11 protein-coding genes and 1 tRNA gene are annotated in these 13,359 nt (G+C 67.7%); 8 read left to right on the top strand and 4 right to left on the bottom strand.

Features of this window, described 5'->3' with window-relative positions; translation table 11 throughout:
- Nucleotides 1-73 precede the first annotated feature (73 nt).
- Entirely contained in the window at nt 74-1,612 is a 1,539-nt protein-coding gene (locus ACZZZQ_RS00620) for an SNIPE associated domain-containing protein (protein WP_463506669.1), read from the top strand.
- Nucleotides 1,613-1,827: 215 nt separating this feature from the next.
- On the opposite strand, the gene ACZZZQ_RS00615 is transcribed toward ACZZZQ_RS00620, so the two are convergent.
- Nucleotides 1,828-2,700, bottom strand: coding sequence for a helix-turn-helix transcriptional regulator (locus ACZZZQ_RS00615; protein WP_463506668.1), 873 nt, complete (start codon nt 2,698-2,700; stop codon nt 1,828-1,830).
- Nucleotides 2,701-2,870: 170 nt separating this feature from the next.
- On the opposite strand from ACZZZQ_RS00615, the gene ACZZZQ_RS00610 reads away from it, so the two are divergent.
- Nucleotides 2,871-3,641, top strand: coding sequence for an SDR family oxidoreductase (locus ACZZZQ_RS00610; protein WP_463506667.1), 771 nt, complete (start codon nt 2,871-2,873; stop codon nt 3,639-3,641).
- A gap of 26 nt (nt 3,642-3,667) precedes the next feature.
- On the top strand, nt 3,668-4,648 hold the full coding sequence (locus ACZZZQ_RS00605; protein WP_463506666.1) for an aldo/keto reductase: 981 nt from the start codon (nt 3,668-3,670) through the stop codon (nt 4,646-4,648).
- A 194-nt stretch (nt 4,649-4,842) separates the two neighbouring features.
- Here ACZZZQ_RS00605 and ACZZZQ_RS00600 read toward each other — a convergent pair.
- Together ACZZZQ_RS00600 and ACZZZQ_RS00595 are read right to left on the bottom strand one after the other, a co-directional pair.
- Nucleotides 4,843-4,915: transfer RNA gene (locus ACZZZQ_RS00600), tRNA-Arg, on the bottom strand.
- 16 nt (nt 4,916-4,931) lie between these two features.
- On the bottom strand, nt 4,932-5,741 hold the full coding sequence (locus ACZZZQ_RS00595; protein WP_230100617.1) for an SGNH/GDSL hydrolase family protein: 810 nt from the start codon (nt 5,739-5,741) through the stop codon (nt 4,932-4,934).
- 70 nt (nt 5,742-5,811) lie between these two features.
- Here ACZZZQ_RS00595 and argS point away from each other — a divergent pair, with 70 nt between their 5' ends.
- The gene (gene argS / locus ACZZZQ_RS00590; protein ID WP_230100616.1) at nt 5,812-7,476 is read left to right on the top strand and encodes an arginine--tRNA ligase; all 1,665 of its coding nucleotides are present in this window, start codon (nt 5,812-5,814) and stop codon (nt 7,474-7,476) included.
- A 38-nt stretch (nt 7,477-7,514) separates the two neighbouring features.
- Nucleotides 7,515-8,366 carry a DUF2993 domain-containing protein gene (locus ACZZZQ_RS00585; protein WP_463506665.1) on the top strand — a complete coding sequence of 284 codons (852 nt, stop codon included), beginning with the start codon at nt 7,515-7,517 and terminating at the stop codon, nt 8,364-8,366.
- A 7-nt stretch (nt 8,367-8,373) separates the two neighbouring features.
- Here ACZZZQ_RS00585 and ACZZZQ_RS00580 read toward each other — a convergent pair whose 3' ends face one another.
- Nucleotides 8,374-9,429, bottom strand: coding sequence for a YihY/virulence factor BrkB family protein (locus ACZZZQ_RS00580; RefSeq protein ID WP_463506664.1), 1,056 nt, complete (start codon nt 9,427-9,429; stop codon nt 8,374-8,376).
- Between the two features lie 150 nt (nt 9,430-9,579).
- Here ACZZZQ_RS00580 and lysA point away from each other — a divergent pair, with 150 nt between their 5' ends.
- From lysA to thrB, 3 genes are all read left to right on the top strand, one after another.
- Nucleotides 9,580-10,989: a diaminopimelate decarboxylase gene (gene lysA, locus ACZZZQ_RS00575; protein ID WP_320488014.1), complete on the top strand. Its 1,410-nt coding sequence runs from the start codon at nt 9,580-9,582 to the stop codon at nt 10,987-10,989.
- Between the two features lie 66 nt (nt 10,990-11,055).
- The gene (locus tag ACZZZQ_RS00570) at nt 11,056-12,363 is read left to right on the top strand and encodes a homoserine dehydrogenase (protein ID WP_053095745.1); all 1,308 of its coding nucleotides are present in this window, start codon (nt 11,056-11,058) and stop codon (nt 12,361-12,363) included.
- A 2-nt stretch (nt 12,364-12,365) separates the two neighbouring features.
- On the top strand, nt 12,366-13,295 hold the full coding sequence (gene thrB, locus ACZZZQ_RS00565; RefSeq protein ID WP_053095746.1) for a homoserine kinase: 930 nt from the start codon (nt 12,366-12,368) through the stop codon (nt 13,293-13,295).
- Nucleotides 13,296-13,359 lie beyond the last annotated feature (64 nt).

Raw genomic sequence — 13,359 nt, 5'->3', positions numbered from 1 at the left:
AGAGCGCGGGTTGCTTGGCCCAGCAGCCGAGGGGCTATTGCGGACGAAACACGGTCCGGCTCCTGTGTAGGAAGTGGTGCGCTACGTTGAGCGAGTGACTGAACAGACTGTGCAGGCCGGTTGGCATCCAGATCCGTCTGGGCAGTTCGAGCAACGTTACTGGGACGGCGCTGTGTGGACGGAACACGTCTTCGCTGCCGGTGCGCAGACTGTTGCCCCGCTGGCCCGCAGCCGTGCAGAGGCTCGAGCGCTTGTATCGTCGCCTGCGGGCGCTTCGGCCCCGGCGCAGGACCCTGCCGTCGTTGAACAGGCGCCGGTTGCGGTTGCCCCGGTGGCTGGAGGACAGAACGCGCTGGTCCTCGAGAACATCCCGCTCGTCGGTGCACGCAAGCACGCCGAGAAGCTCCGCTCGGAGGTCGCCCGGCTTCAAGGGCTCATCGACCAGTACGGGCTGCAGGAGGTGGCCGCCCTCGACGACCTGAAGCGCCACCTGAACCAGGAAGTCGACGGCGTTCGCGGGCAGGTTGCAGCCGCCTCGGCGGAGCTCGCATCGCGTCAAGCGGACATCGCGTCTACGCAGGCCTCGCTCCTGGACCTGCGCGGAGCCGTCGAGGTCCAGGAGCTCGGTCTCTATGACTACGAGCATCCCGCCGAGGACTCGGTCGCCCTCGCGACTCAACTCGAAGCGCTGCGCGCAGACATCAAGACGGCCGTCCGCGCCGGCCGTGCCACGCAGGCGACGAGCAACTTCACCTTCAACAACAGCACCGCCAAGGGCGCGAAGTTCGTTCGCGACATGTCGAAGCTCATGCTCCGCTCCTACAACGCCGAGGCCGAGAACTGCGTCAAGGCAGTCCGTGCCGGGAACTTGGCCACCGCGCAGAAGCGGCTCACGACCGCGATGGAGCAGATCGCTCGCCTCGGCACGATGATCGACCTGAGCATCACGTCGTACTTCCACCAGCTTCGTCTCCGCGAGCTTGAACTCGCCAACCGGCACCTCCGCGCCGTTCAAGAAGAGAAGGAAGCAGACCGCGCCCATCGCGAGGAACTTCGAGAACAGCGCAAGGCTGAGAAGGAACTCGCCGCAGAGAAGGCACGCCTCGAGAAGGAACGCGGGCACTACGCCAACACCATCGCCGCCCTCGAAGCCAACGGTGACCTCGAAGGTGCGGAGCGCATGCGAGCACGCCTCGCTGATGTCGAACACGCCATCGAGAACGTCGACTACCGTGCCGCGAACATCCGCGCCGGCTACGTGTACGTCATCAGCAACGTCGGCTCCTTCGGGCCCGACGTGGTGAAGATCGGCCTCACCCGGCGTCTCGAACCGATGGACCGCGTCAACGAACTCGGAGATGCGTCCGTGCCCTTCCGATTCGATGTCCACGCCTTGTTCTTCGCCGACGATGCGGTCAGCATCGAAGCGATGCTGCATCAGCACTTTGCTGACCGGCGGATCAACCAGATCAACCTGCGTCGCGAATACTTCCGCACCACACCAACTGAGGTGCGCGAGGTCTTGAAGGCGCACTCCGTGGAGCTGCTCGACTTCAAGCTGGAACCCGCAGCTGAGGAGTACATGGCGACCCGTGCACTGCAGGGCAACTAGTCATAGTCGCCCCCTGATGGGAACGGTGAAGACTATGCCGTGTCGCCGGACCGCACAAACGACGGCTCCGGCGGGACTCTGCCCGCAATACTTCGTCAAGCTCTAGCAGTGCTGCAGCACGAGTCTGCTCGTGCACGCCCCGACTGTTGGACTCCGCCTCACTCAGGGCAACGGGTACTCGGGAGAGCGCTACCCATGCTCTCGCTTTCCCACATTCAACGCGTTGTGTGCTCTACTGCCGTCTCGGTCAGATTGGCGAGCAACTGCAGCCGTTCATGGGTGGCAGACCCGGGCTCCGCGGAGAAAACGATCATCTGGAGGCCCCGGTCTGAGGCCAGGTCCATCGCCTGGAATGTGAGGTCGAGATCTCCGACGACCGGGTGGTGGACGGTCTTGAGCCCCGTGCGGTGTTCACGAACGTCGTGTGCTCCCCACAGCTTCCGGAACAGGTCGCTGCGGGTGGACAGTTCTCCGGTGAGGGCGCTGAGCTGCCGGTCGTATGGAGAGCGACCCGCCTCCGCGCGAAGCAGTGCGACGATCTGCCGGGTCTGTCCCTCCCACTCGGGGTAGAAGGTCTGAGCGCGCGCATCGAGGAAGATGAAGCGTGCGGCGTTCGCGGGCGGACGGGCGTGGTCGAGCATCTCGGAGAAGACGGCCCGGCCCAGGGCGTTTGTGGCGATGGCATCGAGCCGACCGTTCTGCACGAACACGGGAACGGTGGACATGGCATCGATGGTCTGACGCATTCCGGAGGTCAGCTGTGTCTTGCGCACAGGGCGCTGGCGCTGTTGCGGATGGGCACCGGCATTCGCAGCCCGGATCAGATCGCGCATATGCGCGTGTTCTGCGTCATCGAGCCGAAGTGCTCGGCTGACTCCATCGATGACCGATTTCGACACCCCCGCGGCGTTTCCACGCTCGAGGCGTTTGTAGTACTCCGAGCTCATCCCGGCGACAAGGGCGACCTCTTCGCGACGCAGTCCGGGGACGCGGCGGCGGCCGCCGAAGTCCGGCAAGCCCACCTGCTCCGGCGTGAGTTTCGCCCGCCTCGTGCTGAGGAAGTCGCTGATGGCGTCATGCGTGTCCATGACATCGAAACTACGCCGGTGCTGCTGTTCTTGGGGGTCCCTGCCGGGGCACCCATAGGTAGGGCCACGCTAACTCCGGTGGATGAGCGTTGACTCTACTCATCCGTCGCGTACACCTCGACAGGGATCCTTCTACACCCGGCAGATCTCCACGAAAGGACGTGCTTAACATGGCACACAAGAAACTCACTGGCACCGTCGCCATCGTCACCGGTGCCAGCAGCGGCATCGGCGAAGCCGCGGCGAAAGAACTCGCCGGCCTCGGCGCGACCGTGGCTGTCGTCGCACGCCGCCAGGACCGACTTGACGCCCTCGTCGCCGAGATCGAGGGGGCTGGCGGATCGGGTCTGGCCGTCGCCGCCGACATCACCGACCGCGCCGCAGCAGAGCGCGCCGTGCAGACGGTCGTCGACCGCCTCGGACGCCTCGACATCCTCGTCAACAACGCCGGCCTGATGCTCCTGGGAAGCGTCGCCGAGCAAGACATCGACGAATGGGAGCGGATGATCGCCGCGAATCAGAACGGCCTGCTCTTCATGACGAAGGCGGCGCTCCCGCACCTGCTGAGTGCGGCGGAAGATGATCTGCGCGGAGTCGCGGACATCGTCAACGTCTCCTCTATTGCGGGCCGACAGGCGTGGGCGAACTTCGCCGCCTACAACATGACGAAGTTCGGTGTGAACGGCTTCACCGAGGCGCTCCGCCAGGAGATCACCAAGAAGCACGTGCGAGTCGGCGTGCTCGAGCCCGGCGCCGTCGACACTGAACTGATCTCGCACAACAACGACACCATCAAGAACGACCTCGCTGTGTCCGACGCCGAGAACATCCCCGAGAAGCTGCAGCCGGAAGACATCGCCGAGAGCATCGCCTACATGGTGACCCGCCACCGCCGCTCCTCGATTGCCGAGCTGTGGGCGATGCCCACCTCTCAGGCCTGACACGCACCCGACGAGAAGGACATGACATGAAGAACGCACGCCTCGGAGCCCTCGAGGTCTCCCGTATCGGCCTCGGTGCCATGACCATGGCCGGCACCTACACGACCGGTGGCGGGCTCGACAACGACGAGTCCATCCGCACCATCCACCGCGCCCTCGATCTCGGCGTCACCCACATCGACACCGCCGAGATCTATGGCCCCTACCTCAGCGAGGAGATCGTCGGACAGGCGATCAAGGGTCGCCGAAACCAGGTGAAGATCGCGACCAAGTTCGGCCTTGTCTCCCACTCCGGTGGCGGGCCCGGCGTGATCGACAGCGCCCCCGAGAACGTGAAGGCTGCCGTCGAGGGTTCCCTGCGTCGTCTGGGAACCGACCACATCGACCTCTACTACCAGCACCGCGTCGACCCGAACACGCCCATCGAAGACACCGCAGGTGCGGTCGCGGACCTGATCGCCGAGGGCAAGGTGCTGCACTTCGGGCTCTCCGAAGCGTCGGCGCAGACGATCCGCCGTGCACACGCCGTGCAGCCGGTGTCGGCGCTGCAGACCGAGTACTCCTTGTGGACCCGCGACGTGGAGGCAGAGATCCTGCCCCTGCTCCGCGAGCTCGGCATCGGGTTCGTCCCGTACTCGCCGCTGGGTCACGGTCTGCTCACGGGACAGATCCGTTCTGCCGCCGATATCCCTGACGACGACTGGCGCAAGACGAACCCGCGGTTCGTGGGCGAGAACTTCAACCGCAACCTCCGCCTCGTCGACGAGGTGCGCGCCATCGGCGCCGAGATCGGCGCGACCCCCGCGCAGACGGCCCTGGCGTGGATCCTCACCCGCGGAGACGACATCGCCCCCATCCCGGGCACGCGCCGCGTCACGCGCGTCGAGGAGAACACCGCCGCAGACGCCGTCGTGCTCACCTCAGATCAGGCCGACCGCCTGACCGCACTCGAGCCCGCTGCCGGCGAACGGCACGACGAAGCCAACATGGTTTCCATCGACAAGTGACCGGCCTTGTCGCCACCACCCGACGATTGGCTCGCGGCTCGAGCTGTTCCCATGTCGATACCGCGTGTCGCGCTCAGGAACTGCCCGCAGGAGCCAGCGCAAACGAGAAAAGCCGCCTGGAACCAGGCGGCTTCTTCTCGTACTCAGCGGTTTCACGAACGAATTCTCACTCGTTCCGCATGAAACCCGGTGTGTGCCCCCGACAGGAGTCGAACCTGCGACCTACGGTACCGGAAACCGGCGCTCTATCCACTGAGCTACGGAGGCGTACCGATCGACAATATCACTGCTCGGGAGTGGTCTCCGACCCACCGGCCTCGGTCACCGGCGCGTCGCCCAGTTCGCCGAGCGCTGCGGCCAGCTTCTCGGCGAGGTAGCGGTGACCGTCGGTCGACGGATGCTTGCGGCCGATCTCGACGTCGATGACCGACAGGTAGTTCTGGTCGGTGATCCAGTTCTGTGCGACGGGGGAGATGTACCACCATCCGCGAGCGGCGGCGAGTTCACCGAGATCGGCGTCGATGCGCGCGGTCTCAGCGCCCACGGGAAGTTCGTGCGGCGCCGGCCCCAGAATCACGATCGACGCGTCCGGATACTTCGCCGCCATGGCATCCCACGCGGCGGTGACGGCTTCGCGGTATCCGGCCTCGCCCTGCGCCCGGTCGTTGATCGACCCCTGGAGGATGATCAGGTCGGGGGTGAGCGTCGGGTCCAGAGCGGCGATGCGCACACCGAAGGCCGGGCCATCGAGTCCGGGCTTGAGGTAACCGCTGCCGCGGACTCCGTCGACGATCGTCCGTCCGCCGATCAGGTCGGCGAGCTGATAGGCGTATCCGAGGGTCGGCTCGGTCGCGGCCGAGCCGTAGGTCCAGGAGTCGCCGAACACGAGAACGGTCGGATGCTCCGGAAGAAGAAGGGGAACCGGCGCGATCGCGACCGATTCGTCCGCTGCCGCCGCAGCACCGACGGGTGCCGAAGACGGCATCGGAACCCAGGGCCGCCACACGCCGAGGACGACTGCCGCGACCGCCAGGATCACTGCGACGGCGAGGCCCGCGACGGGCAGACGATAGCGGGCGGATGCGGCCTTCATGGCATGACTGTAGATCACGAATCCGCCCTCGCAAATTCGGGCGCGTGACGCGCCGTAAACTGGGAGGCCTATGAACCCTGAATCGCTCGCCACAGCCCTCCTCGCCGTCCTCGCACCGATCGCCGAGGAACGACGTCCTGGCGAGCCGTTCTCGCTGTCCGCGTCGGACATCGTGTTCGAACGTCCGCGCAACCGCGACCACGGCGACTGGGCCTCGAACATCGCGATGCGCCTGGCGAAGCCGTTCGGCACGAACCCGCGCGAGCTGGCGCAGCAGATCGCCGACGGCCTCGCGCAGGTGGATGGCGTGCAGACCGCCGAGGTCGCAGGGCCGGGCTTCATCAACATCCGCCTCGACGCGGCTGCCGCCGGCGCGCTGGCGAAGCTCATCGTCGAAGCCGGCGCAGAGTACGGGCACAACGACACGCAGGCCGGTCACAGCATCAACATCGAGTTCGTGAGCGCGAACCCGACCGGGCCGCTGCACATCGGCCACACTCGCTGGGCGGCGCTCGGCGATGCGATCGCCCGGGTGCTCGCAGCCTCCGGCGCGAAGGTCGCGAGGGAGTATTACATCAACGACGCCGGAGTGCAGATGGAGCGCTTCGCGAATTCGGTGCTGGCCGCAGTCAAGGGCGAACCAACTCCCGAGGGCGGGTACGCCGGCAGCTACATCGGCGATCTGGCCGCTCGTGTTCTCGCGGCGCGTCCGGACCTGCTCGAGCTCTCCGGTGACGAGCAGGTTGTCGTCACGCGGGAGCTCGCCTACGGTTTCCAGCTGGAGGAGCAGAAGCAGTCGCTCTCGAAGTTCAACGTCGACTTCGACGTGTGGTTCTCAGAGCGCACGCTGCACGCCAAGGACGCGGACGGCGTCAGCTTCGTCGATCGCGCCGTCGACCGCCTGCGCGAGCAGGGACACGTGTTCGACGACGAGGGTGCAGTGTGGGTGCGCACCACCGACTTCGGTGACGACAAGGATCGCGTGATCCGTCGCTCCAACGGCGAGTACACGTACTTCGCCGCCGACGCCGCGTACTACCTGAACAAGGGCGACCGAGGCTTCGAGTACAAGCTGTACCTTCTCGGAGCCGACCACCACGGCTACGTCCACCGCCTCAAGGCGATCGCCGGCGCCGCCGGGGAAGACCCCGAGAAGAACGTCGAGGTGCTGATCGGTCAGCTGGTCTCGGTCGGGGGAGCGCGGCTGAGCAAGCGTGCGGGCAACATCATCGAGATGGACGATCTGCGCGAATGGCTCGGCACCGATGCGCTGCGCTACTCGCTCGAGCGCTCGCCTGCTGACTCCCCGCTCGCTCTCGATCCTGAGCTGCTGCAGAAGCGCACGAACGACAACCCGGTGTTCTACGTGCAGTACGCGCATGCCCGCACGCACAACGTGGCCCGCAATGCCGCCGACTCCGGTGTGGATCGCTCGGAGTTCGCGCCCGAGACGCTCACGCATGAGACCGAGAGCGCTCTGCTCGGCGCTCTGCAGGAGTTCCCGCGCATCGTGGCGTTCGCGGCCGAGGTGCGCGAGCCGCACCGCGTCGCGCGCTACCTCGAGGAGCTCGCCGGCCTGTACCACCGCTGGTACGACAACTGCCGCGTGATCCCGCAGGGCGACGACCCCATCGAGACCGTGCACCGCACGCGTCTGTGGCTCAATGACGCCGCAGGGCAGGTCTTCCGCAACGGCCTCGACCTGCTCGGCGTGTCCGCTCCCGAGCGCATGTGACCTCTGCCGTCGTCCGTGCCGTAGGGCAGGATGGCAGCATGAGCGACGACAATCACACCCTTCCTTACCCGTCCGCGGATTCCGAGCATCCGACGCTCGTGATCCCGGGTGGGAAGGACGGCGGGGATGCCGGTGCCACACCGCCGAAGCGCGCGCGCAAGCGCTGGCCCTGGGTGCTGCTGATCGTCGTGGTCGTTCTCGCTGTTCTCGCCGTCTCTGCGGAGCTCATCGCGCGCGCTGTCCTGCCCGGCATCGTGCGGGGCATGGTGATCGAGCAGCTCGACCTGCCGGCCGACCAGAAGCTCGCCGTCGAAGCCGACGGCATCCTGATCCCGCAGCTGATCGGCGGAACGCTGGACACCCTGCATCTCTCGACCGACTCGGTCACGCTGGAGGGGATCACGGGCGCCGTCGACGTCACCGCCACGGGCGTGCCGCTGCGCGGTGGTGACCTCGCATCCGCATCCGGCACGATCCGCATCGACGAGTCGCAGTTCACGTCCCTGCTCTCGAACACCGAGTTGCCGATCGACATGGTCACGCTCGAATCGCCGAACGCGACGGTCGCGGGTTCGGTGAGCGTTCTCGGCCTCGCCATCCCGGTATCGCTCACGGTGACCCCGGGGGTGGCCGAGGGAGATCTCGAGCTCACTCCTGTCGGCCTCACCGTCGGCGGACTCGAGGTCGACGCGGATCAGGTCGGCTCGAGTCTCGGTGCTCTGGGGGAGCAGCTCACTCAGACGCAGCGCATCTGCATCGCGGACCAGCTTCCCGCCGGCATCACCCTCACGGGCCTCCAGATCGACGGATCGGAGGCTGTGATCGACGTCGACGTCGACGGTGCGATCGCGACCGATCAGACCCTGCTCGAGAAGGGCACCTGCCCCTGAGACGGGCTCAGTCCTCGTCGGTTCCGAGACGGGCCTCGCGCTCGGCCTTCTGCGCCTCCCGAAGCTCGGTCGTCGCCAGCGCGACCTCCGCTTCGGCGCGCTGCACACGTCGCTGGGGGAAGGTCGTCGCGCCGAACCGCGCGTGCACCCGGTCCTTGCGTTCCTCCTCCGACGTGACGATGTAGGCGCACGCGATCAGGATGACCTGGGTCGACAGGTTGAGCCAGATGAGCAGCGCCAGCAGGGTGGCGAAGGAGGCGAGGAGGGGGTTGCTCGTCGCGCCGCCGATGAACAGGCCGGACAGCTCCTGCAGCACGAGCAGCCCGACTCCGCCGATGAGGGACCCGATCCAGAGCGAGCGGGCTGCGGGGCGCAGCCCGGAGAGCAGACGGAACACCCCGGCGATGAGCACCGTGTCGAGTGCCAGCACGACGACCAGGGAGACGATCCGGATGCTCCAGGATGCAGCGGGCGAATCCTCGGGAATGCCGAGCAGACCGCTGATCCAGGTGATCCCGAGCCGACCGGCGAATGTGACGGCCGCTGCGGCGACGAACAGCACGGCGACGCCGGCCGCGAGCAGCAGGTTGCGGAGCATGACCCAGATGAACAGCACGTCGGCATGCGCGGTTCCGGCGAGGACGCGCACCGCGGTGCGCAGCGATCCGACGGCGCCGAGCGCCGAGCCGATCAGCGCGACCGTCGAGATGGCGCCCGCGACGGAGAGCGAGATCGGCTCCTTGAGATCGTCGGGGTTGACGACGCCGTCTTCGCCGATGAGACCGGGAACCACGGACTGCACGGCGGAGACGATCGCGTTCCAGACGTCGGGATTGCCTGCGAGCCAGAGAGCGGCGATCGAGAACCCCAGGAGCACGGCGGCGAAGACGCTGAACAGAGCGCGGTATGTCACGCTGTCGGCGAGCATCGGGCCCCGCCGCTCGGAGTAGAGCAGGAACGCGCGGACCGGGCGCCGTGTCAGAGCCCAGCGGATCGCCGACGCGCTGACGCGCGCGATCAAGCCGGGGCGTCGGGCATCGGGTGCTGCGGATTCGGTGCTCATCTCCACCACCTTAGGAGTCGGTGGGATGTGCCCGCAGGGGGTTGACGCCGGGCGTCACCATGACTGATGCGGCATGCACGGTGCCCTAGAATCGGGGGCAACCTCGCAGTGCGCGCATCCGCCCGAGACCCGTCCCACGATTGGTGTTCCTTGCTTTCCCCTGCCGACTCGCTCGCCCCGGAATGGCTCGTCGTGCCCGACGACGCGAATGATCTTCCCACCGCCGTGTGGCCGGCGTCCGCCGTCCGCGGTGACGACGGAGCGCTGCGGCTCGCGGGGATCTCCGCCACCGATCTCGCGGAGTCGTACGGCACGCCGCTGCTCGTGATCGACGAGGACGAGGTGCGATCTCGGGCCCGCGCCTTCCGCTCGTCCTTCGACGCGGCCGCCGCCGCCCACGGCACGACTGCGCGGGTGTATTACGCCGGCAAGGCGCTGCTGACCACGACGATCGCGCGCTGGGTGACCGAAGAGGGACTCAACGTCGACGTGTGCACCGGTGGTGAACTCGAGGTCGCACTCGCGGCCGGCGTCTCTCCGTCGTCGCTGGGGTTCCACGGGAACAACAAGTCGGTCGCCGAGCTCGAGCGCGCGGTCGAGGTGGGCATCGGCACGATCATCGTCGACAGCGCGATCGAGATCGAGCGTCTCGCGGCGATCACCGCCAGGACCGGCGCTGTGCAGCGGGTGCTGGTGCGGGTCATCAGCGGCGTGCACGCCGAGACGCACGACTTCCTCGCGACGGCCCACGAAGACCAGAAGTTCGGCTTCCCGCTGCCCGAGGCCGAGCAGGCCGTCGCCCGCATCAGGGAGATTCCGGGAATCGAGTTCGCCGGCCTTCACTGCCACATCGGATCGCAGATCTTCGGTGTCGCGGGCTTCCGCGAGTCGGCGTCGCGCGTGCTCGAGCTCCATGCGACTCTCCTCGAGGGCGGACCGGTTCCGCAGCTCAACCTCGGCGGAGGGTTCGGAATCGCCTACACGAGCGTCGACGACCCGACGCCGATCGAGACCCTCGCGGGCGAGATCGTCGCCGCCGTCGCCGAAGGCTGCGCCGCGCGAGGCATCGCCGTGCCCGCGCTGTCGTTCGAGCCGGGCAGGGCCATCGTCGGCACTGCCGGAGTGACGCTCTACGAGGTCGGGACGACCAAGGACGTCGCGCTCGATTCGGGCGCGACCCGGCGCTACATCAGCGTCGACGGCGGAATGAGCGACAACGCCAGGACGGCGCTGTACGACGCGCAGTTCTCGGCTCGACTCGCCTCCCGGATCGGCATCGGCTCGCCGCAGCTCAGCAGGGTCGTGGGCAAGCACTGCGAGTCCGGCGACATCGTCGTCGACCATGAGTACCTTCCGGCCGACGTCTCTCCCGGCGATCTGCTCGCGGTCCCCTCGACCGGTGCGTACTGTGCGCCGCTCGCGAGCAACTACAACCATGTCCCTCGCCCTCCGATCGTCGCTGTGAGCGACGGCCGATCGGCGGTCATCGTCCGCGGTGAGACGATCGCCGACGTGCTGTCTCGCGACGTCGGTGTCGCGGCCCCCGAGAGCCACGGGTGATCCGCGCGACGAACGACGCGGTCCCCGACGAAGCACGACTGAACCACCCTCCTAAGGAGAGATGCAATGACGACTGAGTATCGACGACTTCGGGTGGCGCTCCTCGGCGCCGGAGCGGTCGGCTCCCAGGTGGCCGCCCTGCTGCTGCGCCACGGCGATGAGCTCGCCGACCGGGCCGGTGCCACGCTGGAGCTGGCCGGCATCGCGGTGCGCAACCTCGATGCGCCGCGCGAGACCGATCTGCCGAAAGAGCTGTTCACGACCGATGCCGAATCGCTGATCCTCGGCTCCGACATCGTGATCGAGCTGATCGGCGGCATCGAGCCCGCCCGTACGAGCATCCTGCAGGCGATCGGCTCCGGTGCCGACGTCGTGACCGCCAACAAGGCGCTGCTGGCCACTCACGGCCCCGAGCTCTTCGAAGCGGCCGACCGCGTGGGCGCATCCGTCTACTATGAGGCCGCCGCCGCGGGTGCCATCCCGATCATCCGCCCGCTGCGCGACTCTCTCGCCGGTGACCGCGTGGTGCGCATCATGGGAATCGTGAACGGCACGACCAACTACATCCTCGACCGCATGGACACCGAGGGCGCCGACTTCGCCGATGTGCTCGCCGACGCGCAGCGTCTCGGATACGCCGAGGCCGACCCGACCGCCGACGTCGAGGGATACGACGCCGCGCAGAAGGCCGCGATCCTCGCGAGCCTCGCCTTCCACACGGCTGTTCCGCTCGACGCCGTGTACCGCGAGGGCATCACGACCATCACCGCGTCGATGATCGATGAGGCGCGCGCAGCCGGCTTCGTCATCAAGCTGCTCGCCGTGTGCGAGCGCATCGAGGCCAACGGCACCGAGTCGATCTCGGTGCGCGTCTACCCGGCCCTCGTGCCGACGTCGCACCCTCTCGCGTCGGTGCACGGCGCCAACAACGCCGTGTTCGTCGAGGCCGAGGCTGCGGGCTCGCTCATGTTCTACGGCGCAGGCGCCGGTGGCGTGCAGACCGCATCCGCCGTGCTCGGAGACGTCGTGTCGGCGGCTCGACGCCACATCGCCGGCGGCGTCGGCGTGGGGGAGTCCACCAGGGCCAACCTCCCGGTGGTGCCGATCGGTCATGTCACCACCCGCTACCAGATCACCCTCGAGGTCTCGGACGCTCCCGGTGTGCTCGCGACCGTCGCCGGCATCCTCAGCGACGGATCGGTCTCCGTCGCGACCGTGGTGCAGACGGTCGAAGGAGAGGACGAGCCCACCGCTCGTCTCGTCATCGGCACGCACCGGGCCACGGACGCCGCGCTCAGCGCCACGGTCGACGCACTCGCCGCCAGCTCTGTCGTCGAGCGGGTCGTCTCGGTGCTCCGCGTGGAAGGCGAGTGACGATGGCGGCAGGGCGCACGGTCGAGGTGACCGTGCCGGCGACCAGCGCCAACCTCGGTCCCGGATTCGACACGCTCGGACTCGCGCTCAGCGTCTACGACACGCTTCTCGTGACCGAGCTCGCCGCCGGCGAGCTCGAGATCGAGGTCTCGGGTTCCGGCGCGAGCGAGATCCCTCGTGACGACTCGAACCTGATCGTCCGCACGATCGCTCACGTGTACGCCGACGTCGATCGCGCCGTCCCGGGCCTGCGCATCGTCGCGGAGAACGGGGTGCCCCACGGGCGCGGACTCGGGTCCTCCGGCGCGGCGGTCGCGGCGGGGATCCTCGCGGCGAAGGGCCTGCTCGAGGGCGACGTCGACATCGACGACGCCGACATGCTGCGCCTCGCCACCGAGATCGAAGGGCACCCCGACAACGTGGCTCCCGCGCTGTTCGGCGGTCTGACGATCGCCTGGGTCGGCGAACGAGGTCCCCAGCACAAGAAGCTCCTCGTGCACCGCGGCGTCTCGCCGCTCGTGCTCGTTCCGTCGTACACGATGTCGACGTCGAAGGCGCGATCGCTGCAGCCGCCGCAGGTGTCGACGGCCGATGCGGTCTTCAACGTCTCGCGCTCGGCGCTGCTCATCGCCGCGCTGATGCAGAGCCCGGAGCTGCTGCTCGACGCGACCGCCGACCGGCTGCATCAGGACTACCGCGCCGAGGCGATGCCCGAGACGCAGCGGCTCGTCCAGACGCTCCGTGCGGCAGGTTTCGCCGCCGTGGTGTCCGGCGCCGGACCCAGCGTGCTGGTTCTCGCAGACGGCCCCGGAAGTCGTCAGGACGCCGTGGAACTCGCGGAATCGACGACCGACACCCCGTGGGACGCGCTGCTGCTCGCGGTCGACGTGCGTGGTGGTACAGTGGGGAATCGAGCGGAGGGCTCCACGTAACTGCGTGAATCTGGCCCCATTGCAACTCTGCAAGACCCGCACGCAAAACCCCTGTCGCACTGCT

This window comes from Microbacterium sp. AC132, assembly GCF_979258525.1.
This window is presented reverse-complemented; position numbering and strand designations above follow the sequence as displayed.

What these genes read in the sequence shown, in the direction of transcription:
- ACZZZQ_RS00615 (WP_463506668.1), bottom strand. Translation starts at nt 2,700, where the DNA reads ATGGACACGCATGACGCCATCAGCGACTTCCTCAGCACGAGGCGGGCG.
- ACZZZQ_RS00610 (WP_463506667.1), top strand. Translation starts at nt 2,871, where the DNA reads ATGGCACACAAGAAACTCACTGGCACCGTCGCCATCGTCACCGGTGCC.
- ACZZZQ_RS00605 (WP_463506666.1), top strand. Translation starts at nt 3,668, where the DNA reads ATGAAGAACGCACGCCTCGGAGCCCTCGAGGTCTCCCGTATCGGCCTC.
- ACZZZQ_RS00595 (WP_230100617.1), bottom strand. Translation starts at nt 5,741, where the DNA reads ATGAAGGCCGCATCCGCCCGCTATCGTCTGCCCGTCGCGGGCCTCGCC.
- argS (WP_230100616.1), top strand. Translation starts at nt 5,812, where the DNA reads ATGAACCCTGAATCGCTCGCCACAGCCCTCCTCGCCGTCCTCGCACCG.
- ACZZZQ_RS00585 (WP_463506665.1), top strand. Translation starts at nt 7,515, where the DNA reads ATGAGCGACGACAATCACACCCTTCCTTACCCGTCCGCGGATTCCGAG.
- ACZZZQ_RS00580 (WP_463506664.1), bottom strand. Translation starts at nt 9,429, where the DNA reads ATGAGCACCGAATCCGCAGCACCCGATGCCCGACGCCCCGGCTTGATC.
- ACZZZQ_RS00570 (WP_053095745.1), top strand. Translation starts at nt 11,056, where the DNA reads ATGACGACTGAGTATCGACGACTTCGGGTGGCGCTCCTCGGCGCCGGA.
- thrB (WP_053095746.1), top strand. Translation starts at nt 12,366, where the DNA reads ATGGCGGCAGGGCGCACGGTCGAGGTGACCGTGCCGGCGACCAGCGCC.